Source organism: Caulobacter sp. FG121 (genome assembly GCF_057809815.1).
Genome location: NZ_JBMDKR010000006.1, coordinates 172,209 through 185,512, shown reverse-complemented (window position 1 = coordinate 185,512; position 13,304 = coordinate 172,209). Strand labels below are relative to the sequence as shown.

At 68.6% G+C, this 13,304-nt stretch carries 12 protein-coding genes and 1 tRNA gene; 6 read left to right on the top strand and 7 right to left on the bottom strand.

Going from position 1 to position 13,304, the window contains the following annotated elements:
• Window positions 1-293: 293 nt before the first annotated feature.
• A complete protein-coding gene (locus ACODSL_RS15665; protein WP_488901644.1) occupies window positions 294-1,466 on the bottom strand; it encodes an AI-2E family transporter in 1,173 nt (390 codons plus the stop codon).
• A gap of 120 nt (window positions 1,467-1,586) precedes the next feature.
• Between ACODSL_RS15665 and ACODSL_RS15660 the strand changes: the two genes are divergently transcribed.
• Window positions 1,587-3,125, top strand: a complete 1,539-nt coding sequence (locus tag ACODSL_RS15660; RefSeq protein ID WP_488901643.1) for a helicase HerA-like domain-containing protein — start codon at window positions 1,587-1,589, stop codon at window positions 3,123-3,125.
• A gap of 3 nt (window positions 3,126-3,128) precedes the next feature.
• Here ACODSL_RS15660 and ACODSL_RS15655 read toward each other — a convergent pair whose 3' ends face one another.
• The 4 genes from ACODSL_RS15655 to ACODSL_RS15640 all read right to left on the bottom strand — a co-directional run bounded on the left by ACODSL_RS15655 (window position 3,129) and on the right by ACODSL_RS15640 (window position 7,855).
• Entirely contained in the window at window positions 3,129-5,519 is a 2,391-nt protein-coding gene (locus tag ACODSL_RS15655; protein ID WP_488901715.1) for a bifunctional diguanylate cyclase/phosphodiesterase, read from the bottom strand.
• Window positions 5,520-5,662: 143 nt separating this feature from the next.
• Window positions 5,663-6,805 (bottom strand): zinc-binding dehydrogenase, encoded by a 1,143-nt coding sequence (locus ACODSL_RS15650; protein WP_488901642.1) that lies wholly within the window; start codon window positions 6,803-6,805, stop codon window positions 5,663-5,665.
• Window positions 6,806-6,944: 139 nt separating this feature from the next.
• Window positions 6,945-7,019: transfer RNA gene (locus tag ACODSL_RS15645), tRNA-Gly, on the bottom strand.
• A 92-nt stretch (window positions 7,020-7,111) separates the two neighbouring features.
• Window positions 7,112-7,855: a DUF6065 family protein gene (locus tag ACODSL_RS15640; RefSeq protein WP_488901641.1), complete on the bottom strand. Its 744-nt coding sequence runs from the start codon at window positions 7,853-7,855 to the stop codon at window positions 7,112-7,114.
• An 86-nt stretch (window positions 7,856-7,941) separates the two neighbouring features.
• Between ACODSL_RS15640 and ACODSL_RS15635 the strand changes: the two genes are divergently transcribed.
• The 4 genes from ACODSL_RS15635 (at window position 7,942) to ACODSL_RS15620 (ending at window position 10,330) form a co-directional block, all read left to right on the top strand.
• A complete protein-coding gene (locus ACODSL_RS15635) occupies window positions 7,942-8,451 on the top strand; it encodes a prolyl-tRNA synthetase associated domain-containing protein (protein ID WP_488901640.1) in 510 nt (169 codons plus the stop codon).
• Window positions 8,452-8,539: 88 nt separating this feature from the next.
• Window positions 8,540-9,454, top strand: coding sequence for a tetratricopeptide repeat protein (locus tag ACODSL_RS15630; protein ID WP_488901639.1), 915 nt, complete (start codon window positions 8,540-8,542; stop codon window positions 9,452-9,454).
• Window positions 9,455-9,464: 10 nt separating this feature from the next.
• Window positions 9,465-10,118 (top strand): LON peptidase substrate-binding domain-containing protein, encoded by a 654-nt coding sequence (locus tag ACODSL_RS15625; protein ID WP_488901638.1) that lies wholly within the window; start codon window positions 9,465-9,467, stop codon window positions 10,116-10,118.
• Window positions 10,119-10,129: 11 nt separating this feature from the next.
• Window positions 10,130-10,330: a Trm112 family protein gene (locus ACODSL_RS15620; protein ID WP_488901637.1), complete on the top strand. Its 201-nt coding sequence runs from the start codon at window positions 10,130-10,132 to the stop codon at window positions 10,328-10,330.
• Here ACODSL_RS15620 and ACODSL_RS15615 read toward each other — a convergent pair whose 3' ends face one another.
• Together ACODSL_RS15615 and ACODSL_RS15610 are read right to left on the bottom strand one after the other, a co-directional pair.
• Window positions 10,331-11,581 carry a UbiH/UbiF/VisC/COQ6 family ubiquinone biosynthesis hydroxylase gene (locus tag ACODSL_RS15615; RefSeq protein WP_488901636.1) on the bottom strand — a complete coding sequence of 417 codons (1,251 nt, stop codon included), beginning with the start codon at window positions 11,579-11,581 and terminating at the stop codon, window positions 10,331-10,333.
• A 3-nt stretch (window positions 11,582-11,584) separates the two neighbouring features.
• Window positions 11,585-12,040 carry a hypothetical protein gene (locus ACODSL_RS15610; protein WP_488901635.1) on the bottom strand — a complete coding sequence of 152 codons (456 nt, stop codon included), beginning with the start codon at window positions 12,038-12,040 and terminating at the stop codon, window positions 11,585-11,587.
• Between the two features lie 163 nt (window positions 12,041-12,203).
• Between ACODSL_RS15610 and ACODSL_RS15605 the strand changes: the two genes are divergently transcribed.
• Entirely contained in the window at window positions 12,204-13,304 is a 1,101-nt protein-coding gene (locus ACODSL_RS15605) for an HlyD family secretion protein (protein WP_488901634.1), read from the top strand.

Sequence of the window (13,304 nt, the reverse complement as noted above, 5' to 3'; positions counted from 1 at the left end):
TCGGGTGGAAAATTTCGATCCGGATCGCGGTCAGCCTAGCCCGCTTGGGGCGCCGATCAACCGCCATCCGCCGCCTTGGGGAAGAACTTTCCGCGACGGCGTGAGGGCTCCGGAAAAGAATACGCCGCCGGAGGGGGGTCCGGCGGCGCTTTCTCGTCGTCGCCGCCGGGGGGAGGGGCGGGACGACCTTCGATCCGGGGCGCCGCTTTCGGGGGGGAGGAAGGGCGCCGACCGGTCCGGCGGCAGGGGGAGTGCGACCGGACAGGATTGAGATAGGCGCCCTTTTTCGCGTTTCAAGAGGCGCCGTCCGGCTTGCCGAAGTGCTTGCCGCTACGGCGATGATGACCCGAGTCATCCACGCCCTGGGGGTCGCCGTTCTCCGACATCAGGATGGCGATCCAGCGCGACCCCTCGAATTCCGCGAGAATGATCATCGCCATCACCGCCAGCGGCGTGGACAGGAACATGCCCGGCAGACCCCAGAGCGCGCCCCACAGCGCCAGGGCCAGAAGCACGACCACCGGGTCGATGTTCAGGCTGTCGCCCTGCATCCGCGGGGTGATGATGTTTCCGACAACGAACTGGATGGCATAGAGCACGCCCAGCAACACGAAGCCCTGCCAGAGGGTGTCGAACTGGACCAGGCCGAACAGCGCCGGAAAGACGATGCCGACGAACCCGCCGATGATCGGAATGTAGGACGCCAGAAAGATCAGGAAGGCCCAGAACAGGGCATTGTCCAGACCGACCACGAGCATCGCCAGCCACGAGCCGCCGGCGATCATCAGCCCGGTTATGGTCTGAACCCAGAGATACCGCTCCACACCGAACCGGATGCGGTCGAAGATCTCCATCGCATTGGCCCGCTCGGCGTTGTGCGGGAACAGGGCGACGATCTTGCGCTTGAACCCGCGCCGCGAGGCGATGATGAAGCCCAGGTAGATCAGGACGAACACGGCGTCGGACACAACGCCCTGAAGACCCTGGGCAAGCTGGCCGACGTATTTCGTCGGGTTCAGGTCATCGACCATCTGGGTCAGGGGTGGCGGCGCCTGGGCCCCTACGATCGCCGCGAGGCGGGCCAGCAGGCCGTCCAGTTTGGGGCCGTAACCCACAAGCTGGGCGATGAACTCGTGGGCGCGGTCCGCGACCACGACCAGGGTCACACCGAAGATCAGCAGCGACAGGACGATGGCGACCAGCAGCGACACGCTGTCGGGCAGGCGGGGCCAGCGATGCTCGAGGCGGCGGGCGAAGCTGTCGATCATGATCGCCAGGAACATGGCGAGCGCGAGGGGGGTCAGAATTCCGCGCGCCCAGTAGAGCGCGGCCGCCGACACGATAACGGCCAGGATGACGAGCGCATTGCGGCCGATGCCCTCCGGTCGCACGGACACGACGGCAGGATGATCAGGAGGGGAAGGGTCCGCGGCGGCGGTCGTCTTCCTCGCGGGGGTCCTGGCCATCGGGTGTCTCCTCGATTGAGGCCGGAGTCTCGGGGGCCGCCCGGGTTCCGTCAATGCGCCTGCTTGGCGAAGCAGGGGCGGCGCCTGTAGTTTTCACGCCGAACCCCACGGAGATGACGAATGGACGGCGCCAGCGATCCCGGAACCCTGTTCGTCGGGTTCTCCGACAAGCCCGAGACCATGCGGCTGGACCGGACCAACCGGCACGGCCTGGTCGCCGGAGCCACGGGCACCGGCAAGACCGTCACCCTCCAGATCCTTGCCCAGGCCCTGTCCGACGCCGGGGTTCCTGTGTTCGCCGCCGACGTGAAGGGTGACCTGTCGGGCATCAGTCAGCCGGGCGCCCCGAACGAGAAGATGCTGGCCAGGGCGCAGGGCATGAACCTGACCCTGACGCCGGCCGCACCGCCGACGATCTTCTGGGACCTTTTCGGCGAAAAGGGTCACCCCGTCCGCACCACGGTCTCGGAAATGGGGCCGCTGCTGCTGGCCCGGATGCTCGAGCTCAACGATGTCCAGGAAGGCGTCCTCAACATCGTCTTCAAGGTCGCCGACGCCGAAGGGCTGCTGCTGCTCGATCTGAAGGACCTGCAGGCGGCCCTGAAATATGTCGCCGAGAACGAGAAGAGCATCGACGCCGAGTACGGCAACGTCTCGGCCGCCACGGTCGGGACCATTCAACGCGGCCTGCTGACGCTGGAAACCCAGGGCGGCGCCAACCTGTTCGGCGAGCCGGCGCTCGCGTTGTCGGACCTGATGCGCGTCGACGGGTCTGGCCGGGGCCTTGTCAGCATCCTGGCCGCCGACCGGCTGATCCAGAGCCCGCGCCTCTACGCCACCTTCCTGCTCTGGCTGTTGTCGGAGCTGTTCGAGGATCTGCCCGAGATCGGCGACCCGGAACAGCCGCGCCTGGTGTTCTTCTTCGACGAGGCCCACCTGCTGTTCCGCGACGCGCCGAAGCCCCTGCTGGAGAAGGTCGAACAGGTCGTCCGCCTGATCCGCTCCAAGGGTGTGGGCGTGTTCTTCGTGACCCAGAATCCGGCCGACATTCCCGAAACCGTGCTGGCGCAGCTGGGCAACCGCTTCCAGCACGCCCTGCGGGCCTATACCCCGGCCGAGCAGAAGGGCCTCCGCGCCGCCGCCGCCTCTTTCCGCCCGAACCCGGCCTTCGACACCGCTGATGCGATCCAGAACCTCGGCGTGGGCGAGGCGCTCGTCTCCGTGCTCGACGAGCGCGGCGCGCCGACGGTGACGGCGCTGACGAAGATCCGACCGCCGGCCTCGCGGCTGGGGCCGGTGACCCTCCCTGAACGCCAGGCGATCCAGGCGACCAGCCCGGTGCGGGGGCTTTACGACACCCTGCTCGACCGGGAGTCCGCCTTCGAGGGCCTCAAGGCCCGGGCCGGTCAGGCGGCGCGTCAGGCCGAGGAAGCGGCCGCGGCGACGGCCGCCGCGAAGCAGCACGAGGCCGACCAGAAGGCCTGGGAGCGGGAACAGGCGCAGCGCGACCGCTACGAGAACCGGCCCGCACCACGGGCGCGGGCCTCGAACCGCCAAAGCATGGGCGAAGCGTTCGGCAAGACCCTGGTCCGTTCAATCGCCAGCCAGGTCGGCCGCGAACTGCTCAGGGGCGTGCTCGGCGGGCTGAAGCGGCGCTAGACGTCAGGCAGCCTTGCGGCGTTTGCGGACCGGCGCCTGCAGGATGACGCTGGCGGCGGCCATCAGCACCGCGGGCAGCTCGTTGGTCCAGGCGCCCAGAGTATCGGCGGGAGCCGGCCGGCCGATGGCGTAGCCCTGCACCTCGGCGCAATGCTCGCCGCGCAGGAACTGCAGCTGCTCGTCGGTCTCGACCCCTTCGGCCACGACCGGGATGTCCAGGCTGCGGCCCAGCCCCAGCACGGCCTTGACGATCACGGTCGCCCGTTCGTCGCGATAGATGTTCTCGACGAAGCTCTTGTCGACCTTGATCTTGTCGAACGGGAAGGACTGCAGCGTCGACAGCGAGGAGAAGCCGGTGCCGAAATCGTCCATGGCGATGCGCACGCCCAGGGCCTTCAGCCGGCGCAGGTTGTCGAGCGCGCGCTGATAGTCCTTGAACAGCGCGCTTTCGGTGACTTCCAGCTCCAGCCGCATCGGCGAAAGGCCGGTCTCGATCAGGATCTCGTGCACCAGCTGGGAGAGGTTCGGCTGGTTCAGCTGCAGCGGCGACAGATTGACCGCGATGCTCAGCGGCTTGTCCCAGGCGGCGGCCTCGGCGCAGGACTTGCGCAGGACCCATTCGCCGAGCGGCAGGATCAGGCCGGTCTCCTCGGCCAGCGGGATGAAATCCAGCGGCGGGATCATGCCACGCACCGGGTGACGCCAGCGGACCAGGGCCTCGAAGCCGAGAATCTCGCCGTCGCTGGCCCGGGCCTGCGGCTGATAGTGGACCACCAGGTCCTCGTCGAGGATCGCCTGCCGCAGCTCGCGGGCGAGGTTGCGCCGCTCGCGAATGGTCTCGTCCATCTCGCGCTTGAAGAAGCGGTAGGTCCCGCGACCGTTTTCCTTGGCGCGGTAGAGGGCCATGTCGGCGTTGGCCAGCAGGGCCTCGCCGGTACGGCCGTCGTCAGGGAACAGAGACACGCCGAGGCTGGCGGCCATGGCCAGGTCCTGGCCTTCGTAGATCATGCCCTCCTTGAGGGTCTCCAGCAGTTGCGCGGCCAGTTCGGCGGCGGCGGTCGGCTGGTCCTCGTCGGTGATCTGCACCACGACGAACTCATCGCCGCCGAGACGGGCGGCGAACGACGGGGCCGACACGCTGGCCTGCAGCCGGCGGGCGGCTTCGATCAGCAGAGCATCGCCGGCGACATGGCCATGCAGGTCGTTGGCTTCCTTGAAATGGTCGAGGTCGACACAAACCAGGGCGAGGGTCTCGCCCGACGCCTCGACCCGGTCCAGCGCCGCGGCGAGGCGGGCCTGCAGGGCGTTGCGATTGGGCAGGCCGGTCAGGCCGTCATGTTCGGCCAGGTAGCGGATCTTCTCCTCGGCCGAGCGGCGCTCGCGCAGGTCGCGGATCGCCAGCACGGTCAGGCCGCGCGTCTCGGAGCGGGCGCCGTCGTCCATGACGCGCGCGAACACCTCGACCGGGGCAGAGGGCGCGCCGTTGAGCGGGTGCATATGGCCTTCGCGACGTTCGGCGTCAGTGCGTACGCCCAGGGCGTCATCAAAGGTCAGAAGGCCCTCGCTGAACGGCTGGCCGACCAGATCCTCCATGTCGGCGCCGGCGAGGTCGCAGAAGGCGGCGTTGGCGTCCTTGATGACGCCGTTCTGGATCACCACGATGCCTTCATAGGCGGCATTGGCGAGCGTGCGGATGCGTTCCAGCGCCGAACGGCTGGTCGCGGACTCGATGAGAACCGCGCCGAGTCCCGCCAGCACGATCAGGCCGGTGATCGTCGCCACAGCCAGGGTCATGATGCCGCCGGAGAACAGCTGGTCCGGGACGACGATCGAGGCGTCGGGTGTAATCGTGATCGCACCCATGCCGGTGACGTGCATGGCGCAGACGGCCAGCGTCAGCATGGCGCCCGCTGCCACCTGGCGCGGGAAGGTGCGGGCGTCTCCGGCGACGACCAGGGCGAGGATCGAGCCGATGGCGCCGACGATCACCGACCCGGCGATGGTCGCGGCTTCCCATTCGATATGGCCGGCCGCCACGAAGGACGACATGCCGGTGTAGTGCATGCCGCCGATGCCGAGGCCGATCAGCAGGCCGCCGGCCAGCTGGTTGCCGCGGTCACGGCTGGTCGTCGCGGCGAAGAACCCGGCGGCCATGAACAGCACCGCGACCATCAGCGAGGTCATCGTGCCGGTGGGCGAGAAGCCGGTCCGCAGGCCGGGATCGTAGGCGAGCAGGGCGAGGAAATGGGTAGCCCAGACCGTCGAGCCGGCGACCAGGGCCGTCAGCAGCAGCCAGGCGCCACGCACCAGACCCCTCGCCCCGTTCATCCGCGAGAACAGCCGGAAAGCGGTCAGGGCGCCGCAAAGGCACACGACGACGGCGACCAGCAACATCCGGTAGTCGTGCTCGTCAACGAGACACGAAATGATCTTCTGCACGCCCCAATCCCCGTTCTGAGGAACCCAACTTGGGGAGACTACGGAACGAGTTGCAAAAAAAGCGTTTCAATCCGGGACGTCAGTAAAACGGTGGTTTCCTACCCCCGGGCCGGGGTGATCAGGTATTTCTCGCCGGTGGCCTTGCGGTTGTAGGTGGCGATCACCTCCGGATCGAGCGCCTCGGTCAGCGAGATCTCGCGCGTGTAGTGGCTGGCGAAGGTGGTCTTCAGCTCGGCCACGACGCGGTCACGCAGCCGTTGCGTCTCGGCCGGCCCGATCTTCATCAGGAACGGCGTCAGCAGCCAGCCGCCCAGACCCCACATCATGCCGAAGGCGCGGTTCAGCTCGGTCGGGCCGGTGTCGAGCCCGCCGTAGACATAGACCTGCTTCATCTGGGTCGAGCCGTAGCGGCTGTAGACCTTGGCCGTCTTGTTGGCCGCGACCTCCATGCAGTTGAGGATCTGGCCGGCCAGCTTGCCGCCGCCGATGGCGTCGAACGCCAGATAGGCCCCGGTCTCGACGATCGCCGCTGTGAGGTCGTCGAGGAAGGTCGGCGCCGAGGAATTGACGATGACCTTCGCGCCCTGGCCGCGCAGCAACGCCGCCTGCTCTTCATTGCGCACGATGTTGACCAGGCCGATGCCGTCGGCGAGGCAGATCTTGTTGAGCATCTGGCCCAGGTTCGAGGCCGCCGCCGTGTGCACCAGCGCGGTGAAACCCTCGCGCCTCATCGTCTCGGGGAAGCTCAGGGCGGTCAGCGGATTGACGAAGCACGACGCCCCCTCGCTCGCCGTCGTCCCGTCGGGCAGCGCCATGCAGGAGGCGACCGGCAGGGTGCGGTACTGGCCGTACATCGCCCCACCCAGCACGGCGACCATCTTGCCCAGCAGCGCCTGCGCCTCCGGAGAGTCTCCGGCCGCCACGACGACGCCCGCGCCCTCGTTGCCGACCGGCATGCTCTCGTCAGCCCGCGAGGCCACCAGTCGCATCAGGCGTTTGGGAATGTCGGCGGTCACCACCGGGCCGTCGGCGCCGGCCGTGACCCGCGCGGTGCTGATGTCGGCCGGGCCGATCAGCAGGCCGAGGTCCGAAGGATTGATCGGCGAGGCCTCGACCCGCACTACCACCTCGCCAGGGCCCGGCGCCGGCGTCGGCGTCTGCACCAGCGACAGCTCGAGCACGCCTTCCGCCTTGACCAGAGACCGAAGCTGAAGGCCCGAGGCCCAGGATGTCGCCGTCATGTGTTTCGCTCCCGCGTCCGGTTGATCCGGAGTCGCCGACAAGGAAGCGCATCAGCGGCGCGGGGGCAATCTGTGTAACGGCCCCAAACGCAAAACGGCCCCTTGCGGGGCCGTCCTGTTCAGGTCTTTCGCGATTTAATGGAGCGGGCGAAGAGATTCGAACTCTCGACCCCAACCTTGGCAAGGTTGTGCTCTACCACTGAGCTACGCCCGCGCTCCAGGGACGCTCTTGGAGGGCGTCCCGAAAATCGAGAGGCGGCTTATGGCAGAGGGGACAGGCCTTTGCAAGCGCCTCCGACCGCCGATTTACACGCCGAGCCGTGGAGCCTTCAGGCGACGCTTGTTGACGTGGTTGGCCGGCGCGGCGCCGGTCTGTTCCGGCATCTCGCCCTTGAAATAGTAGCGCTGCCAGGCGTCGCGCACGGCGTCCGGATCCTGCTTCATCAGACGGCGGTTGAACTCCTCGCGCTGACGGAACCAGGCGTCGTACTGGGCGCGCAGGTCGTCGTTGGAAGCCAGCGAGCGGGTCACCGGCTGAACCTGGGCGAGCGCCTTGTCCTGAAGCATGGTGATGAAGCAGAACGGCTCGCTGCGCTCGAAGCGCACCCGGCCCGGACGAGTGAAGATCCAGTTCATCGTGAAGGGGAAGGGCAGCCAGTCGGTCTCGACGAGGCCGGCCAGCGGCTGGATGCCGTCCTTGACGTGGTTGGGCGGGCCGCCGGCCCACATCGACCAGCCGGGCGGGGTGCGGAACAGGTAACCCGGATGGAAGGTGACGATACCGCGCGAGAAGTGGCTCTTGGCGAAATCGTGGAAGTCCGGATGGGGCTGATCGGGCGTCAGGGTGATGCAGTCCTGGTGCGCGCCGCCGTTCCATTCGGCCGTGAAACCGACCGGGCAGAGGATTTCCCAGCCGGACGAGTTGGCCATGGACAGCGGCAGGCAGCGGTAAGGGTGGCGCTCGGCGAAGGCGTCCATCCACGCCCGCTGCGGCCGTCCCGGCACGATGTCCGGCGGGCGCTGGCTTGTCGGGTAGCATTCCAGAAGCATGGCGGGCTCCATGATGGGTCGTTCGCCAACCTGTCGCCCGCGGGAGGCGGTTCCGCAAGCGCCTTGGTTTCGCTATCTGGACGACCATGAAGACGCGCGCGGACCTCATGGCCTTTCTGGACGCCCAGGGCGTCGTCGCCACCACCCTCGATCATCCGGCCGTGTTCCGGGTCGGCGAGGGCGACGAGATCAAGGCCGCCCTCCCGGGCGGCCATACCAAGAACCTGTTCCTGAAGGACGCCAAAGGCCAGCTCTGGCTGATCTCGGCCCTCGGTGAAACGACCATCGACCTCAAGCGGCTTCATACGGTGATCGGATCCGCGCGGCTGTCGTTCGGCAGTCCGGACCTGATGCTGGAGACGCTCGGCGTGACGCCGGGCTCGGTGACGGCGTTCGGCCTGATCAATGACGGGGAACACCGCGTGCGGTTCGTGCTCGACGCGGCCCTCGCGGCCGCCGATCCGGTCAACTTCCACCCGCTGACCAATACCGCGACCACGGCCGTGTCGCAGGCCGGCTTCCGCCGGTTCCTGGCGGCGCTGGGCATTGAGCCGCTGATTGTCGATTTCGGCGCGATGGCGGTCGTTCGCGGCTGATGTGGAATTGAACCGGCGGGCGGCTGCGACCATCTTGTCGGACAAGCGTTTGAACGCGGGTGACGGACCCGCACACGGGACGGAAGAGATGACCCTGATCGGAGAGGGCCTGGCGCCCAAGTCCAGCGGCGCGGCGGCGGCCGGCGACAGCATCAAGGACGGTTCGGACGCCAGCTTCATGACCGACGTCATCGAGGCTTCGCGGACCACGCCGGTCATCGTCGACTTCTGGGCGACCTGGTGCGGCCCGTGTCGACAGCTGACGCCGGCGCTGGAAAAGGCCGTCACCGCGATGGGCGGGGCCGTGCGACTGGTCAAGATCGACGTCGACAAGAACCCCGGCTACGCGGGCCAGCTGCAGGTCAAGTCGATCCCGACCGTCTACGCCTTCGTCAACGGTCAGCCGGTCGACGGCTTCATGGGCGCCCTGCCCGACAGCCAGGTGAAGGCCTTTGTCGAGAAACTGGTCGGCCCGCCGCCGGCCTCGGAAATCGACGAGGTCCTCGCCCAGGCGAAGGAATCCATGGACCTCGGCGACCTGGGCGGCGCGGCGCAGGGCTACGCCACGGTGTTGCGGATGGACGCGGCCAACGTGCCGGCCATCGGCGGCCTGGCCCGCTGCTACATCGCCGGCGGCGACTATGAACGGGCGGCCGAAGTCGTGGCGATGGCGCCGGAAGGCGCGAAGAACGCCGACCTCGACGCGGCGCGCGCGGCCCTCGCCCTCGCCGAAGGCGCGGCCTCCGAGACCGCGCCGTTCGAGGCGGCGCTCGCCGCCGATCCGGACGATCACCAGGCGCGGTTCGATCTGGCCGGCGCGCTCGCCGGTCAGGGTCGGCTGGACGAGGCGGCCGACCACCTTCTGACGATCATCGGCAAGGACCAGACCTGGAACGACCAGGCGGCCCGCAAGCAACTTCTGACCGTGTTCGAAGCCGCGGGCTTCAACTCGGAGGTCGCCAAACAGGGTCGGCGACGCCTGTCCGCGATCCTGTTCAGCTAGGGAGACCGCGATGGTCACGGGTTATCGCAAGGCTGCCGATCTGCCCCAGGCCATCGCCGTGTTTCCGCTCGACGGCGCGCTGTTGCTGCCCGGCGGCCAGTTGCCGCTGAACATCTTCGAGCCGCGCTACCTCAACATGATCGACGACGCGATGGCCGCCGACCGGCTCATCGGCATGGTCCAGACGCGCGGCGGCGATCCGGAGCGTCCGGCGCTCGCGCCGATCGGCTGCGTGGGAAAGATCACAAGCTTCGCCGAAACGCCAGACGGCCGGTACCTGATCAGCCTGACCGGCCTGTGCCGGTTCGCGCTGGGCGACGAACTTCCGGTCGCCACGCCCTATCGCCAGGTCCGCGCGCGGTTTGCGCCGTTCGAGGACGATCTGCGTCAGGAGGCTGACCCGACCGGGATCGACAAGCCCCGCTTCCTGCGCGCCCTTGGTCGCTATCTCGACCATCGCGGTCTCGGAATCGATTGGGACACGGCCGGCCAGGCCCCATCCGGCGCCCTGATCAACAGTCTGGCGATGGGTTTGCCGTTCGACGCCGCGGAGAAGCAGGCATTGCTTGAGGCCGTGACGATCGCCGACCGGGCCGAGGCTTTGATCGCCCTGCTGGAAATCGACGGCGCCGGCGGCGATGACGAAACCCGTTCGATCCAGTAGAAGCTGACGCCATGACCGAAGCCGCCGCACAGACCATCACCGATGTCGATCCCCGCCTGCTGGAGATCCTCATCTGCCCGGTGACCCGTACGCCGCTGACCTATGACCGGGCGAACGGCGAACTGGTCAGCAAGGCGGCCAAGCTGGCCTATCCGATCCGCGACGGCGTGCCGATCATGCTGCCGGAAGAGGCGCGGGCGCTGGAAGAGTAGCTAGAGCGCCTGGCCGCGCAGTAGCCGCGGCAGGTCGCCGACCGCGCCGCCAGCCTCATGCATGAAGAACCGGCGGGCCGGGCCGATGCTGTTGACCGCCGTCATCCCCAGGCCGCGGGCCAGCCGGATCAGCGGGTTGTCGTTCGAGAACAGCCAGACGAAGGCGTCCATGCCCGCCGCCAGGGTGTTGGTGTCGAACCGACGCCAGGCCGCATACCGCTCCAGCACCGACTCCGAGCCGATATCCTCGCCCAGGCGTGCGGCCTCGACGATGACCTCGGCCATCGCGGCCGCGCCCTTCAGCCCGAGGTTCAGACCTTGCCCGGCGATCGGGTGCACGCCGTGGGCGGCGTCGCCCAGCAGGGCGATGCGCGGCGCGTACAGGCGTTCGGCGATGGCGATCGACAGGGGGTAGGTGAACACCGGCCCCATCACCTCGATGTCGCCGAGGAAGTCGCCGAAGCGGCGCACCAGATGGGCGTTGAACGCCTCCGCACTGGCCGCCTTGAGGGCGTCGGCGCGGCTTCGCTTTTCCGTCCACACCAGGCTGGCGCGGTCATCGGTCAGCGGCAGGATGGCGAACGGGCCGCCCGGCAGGAAGTATTCGTGGGCGACGCCGCCGTGGCCGTGCTGCAGTTTGACGGTGCAGACCACCCCGGTCTGCGGATAGTCCCAGCCGGTCACGTCGATGCCGGCCGCCTTGCGCACGATCGAGCCACGGCCCTCTGCGCCCACCACCAGCGGCGCTCTGAGCACCCTGCCGCTGGCCAGGGTCACCTCGGCGCAGTCCGGCTTGACCGACACCGATGCGACGCGTTCAGGCGCCAGCACCGGAATGCCGGCCGCGGTGACGCCTTCGGCCAGCGCCGCCCGCGTCCTGCGGTTCTCCAGCATGTAGCCTAGCGGCTCACCCTCGACCCGGTCAGCGATCTCGCTGGCGTCGAAGTGAAGGAAGAAGGGCGTCTGGGCCGGCGAGGCCGCGCCGGGGCTGCGGCCGTCGGTAACGAGGATCTCGTTCATCCGCTCGGCATAGGGCTCCAGCAGCGGTGCGAGGCCGAGGGTTCGCCACTGACGAAAGCAGGAAAAGGCGATGGCGCTCGAGCGGCCGTCGAAGGTCGGCTCCAGTTGCGTCTCGAACGGCAGCGGGTCGACGAGAAGCGGCTCTATTCCGCCGCCCTTGAGCGCCAGCGCGAGGGTGGCGCCGGCCATGCCGGCCCCGGCGATGATCACATCGGCGTCGAACCTGGTCATGATCTAGTAGGGCGCCGTGACGGGGGGGTCGGTCTGCTTCTGACCTTCGAGGATGTCGCCGACCGGATCGCCCGAGACCTTCGCCGTCGGCGGGGTGGTCCTGGGTTTCGGCGCGGGAGCCGCAGCCGGCGTCGTGACCGCCTTTTCCGGCGGGCTTTCCGCGGTCGTAGTTTCGGCTGGCGCTGTCGCGGCCTCAGGGACTTTCGCCGCGGGCGCCACCGGAGCGGCCCTGGGGGCCGCGGCCTTTGACTCACCCGGGTCGAACGGAACAGCCTCGCGAGCGCCGTCCGCCGGCGCGGCCAGCGGTGCGGCCACGACCTGCTCTGCGCCGGTGTACCAGCCCGGAGGGTTCTTCCGGATCTGGTCCCGGACGCCAAGAAACAGCCCCAGCACAGCGCAGGCGGCGAGGAACAGGGCGACCCAGCGCAGGGCCGGGGGCGTGGAGGTGACGTCGGTCATCGCCAGAAGGTTTACCGCGACACGCGCGTCGGTGAAAGCTCGACCGCGACTTGATTTGTGGACGGAAGCGTCCATTTAACGCTTGCCCGCTGCGAGACAGGGCGCTATCGCCAATTCCAGAGGCGGTGAAAGCCGTTTCAACCGTGTACGTCAGGGGCTGACGATGTCCTCCATTCCCCGGAACCGGCTGGTTCCCATGATCGTCGGCGGCGTCGCCGCGGTGGCGATCCTTGTCGGCGCCGGTTTCTGGTGGGTCGACAAGCAGTCCTACGAGAAAACCGACAACGCCTTCGCCCAGGCCGACACGGTGCAGGTCAGCCCGCAGGTCGCCGGTTATGTCGTCGAGGTGCTGGTCACGGACAACCAGCATGTCGAGGCCGGTCAGGTCATCGCCCGCATCGATCCCACCTCCTTCCAGGCCCGGCTCGACCAGGCCATCGCCAACGCCAATGCCCTGCAGGCCGCCGTCGGCGCCGTGGATGACAAGGCGGCTCTGGAACAGGCGATGATCGCCCAGCGCGCCGCCGGCGTCGCCAGCGCCCGCGCCGACGCCGGCCGCATGGACGCGGACCTCAAGCGCTATGGCGACCTCGCCGCCAAGGGCTGGGTCTCGGACCAGAAACTGACGACCGTTCGCGCCGGCGCCGCGCAGTCGGCCGCCTCTGTCGCCCAGGCCCAGGCCGCGCTGGAGGCCGAACGTCGCGCCGCCGAGTCGCTCGGCTCTGCCAGGGCCCAGACCCTGGCCCAGGTCGCCGCCGCCCGCGCCGCCGTGGAACAGGCCCGCATCGACCTTGACCGCACCGTCATCCGCGCGCCTGCCGCCGGCGTCATCGGCGCCCGGTCGGTGCGACCGGGCCAGCTTGTCCAGCCCGGCGCCACCCTGATGAGTGTCGTGCCGCTGGGCAGGGCGTTCATCGTCGCGAACTTCAAGGAAACCCAGCTGGCCCGTCTTCGCATCGGCCAGCCGGTGGTAATTCGGGCCGACGCCTTCGGCAGCCAGACAATCCGCGGCCGCGTCGAGAGTTTCGCGCCCGCCACGGGCGCCGAGTTCGCGCTGATCCCGGTGGAGAACGCTGTCGGCAACTTCACCAAAATCGCCCAGCGGGTGCCGGTCCGGATCGCTGTGAATGCGGGGGAACCCCTCTCCAGCGCCCTGCGGCCCGGGCTGTCGGTCGAGGTCAAGGTCGACGTGCGCGGCAAGACCGGGCAGAGCTTCGCGGACTCCGGCCAGGCCCCGACGCGGCTCGCCCGGGAGTCGCGCTGA

Excerpts from the sequence above, each read along its gene's own strand:
- ACODSL_RS15665 (WP_488901644.1), bottom strand. The coding sequence starts at position 1,466 with ATGGCCAGGACCCCCGCGAGGAAGACGACCGCCGCCGCGGACCCTTCC.
- ACODSL_RS15660 (WP_488901643.1), top strand. The coding sequence starts at position 1,587 with ATGGACGGCGCCAGCGATCCCGGAACCCTGTTCGTCGGGTTCTCCGAC.
- ACODSL_RS15655 (WP_488901715.1), bottom strand. The coding sequence starts at position 5,519 with ATGTTGCTGGTCGCCGTCGTCGTGTGCCTTTGCGGCGCCCTGACCGCT.
- ACODSL_RS15650 (WP_488901642.1), bottom strand. The coding sequence starts at position 6,805 with ATGACGGCGACATCCTGGGCCTCGGGCCTTCAGCTTCGGTCTCTGGTC.
- ACODSL_RS15640 (WP_488901641.1), bottom strand. The coding sequence starts at position 7,855 with ATGCTTCTGGAATGCTACCCGACAAGCCAGCGCCCGCCGGACATCGTG.
- ACODSL_RS15635 (WP_488901640.1), top strand. The coding sequence starts at position 7,942 with ATGAAGACGCGCGCGGACCTCATGGCCTTTCTGGACGCCCAGGGCGTC.
- ACODSL_RS15630 (WP_488901639.1), top strand. The coding sequence starts at position 8,540 with ATGACCCTGATCGGAGAGGGCCTGGCGCCCAAGTCCAGCGGCGCGGCG.
- ACODSL_RS15625 (WP_488901638.1), top strand. The coding sequence starts at position 9,465 with ATGGTCACGGGTTATCGCAAGGCTGCCGATCTGCCCCAGGCCATCGCC.
- ACODSL_RS15620 (WP_488901637.1), top strand. The coding sequence starts at position 10,130 with ATGACCGAAGCCGCCGCACAGACCATCACCGATGTCGATCCCCGCCTG.
- ACODSL_RS15615 (WP_488901636.1), bottom strand. The coding sequence starts at position 11,581 with ATGACCAGGTTCGACGCCGATGTGATCATCGCCGGGGCCGGCATGGCC.
- ACODSL_RS15610 (WP_488901635.1), bottom strand. The coding sequence starts at position 12,040 with ATGACCGACGTCACCTCCACGCCCCCGGCCCTGCGCTGGGTCGCCCTG.
- ACODSL_RS15605 (WP_488901634.1), top strand. The coding sequence starts at position 12,204 with ATGTCCTCCATTCCCCGGAACCGGCTGGTTCCCATGATCGTCGGCGGC.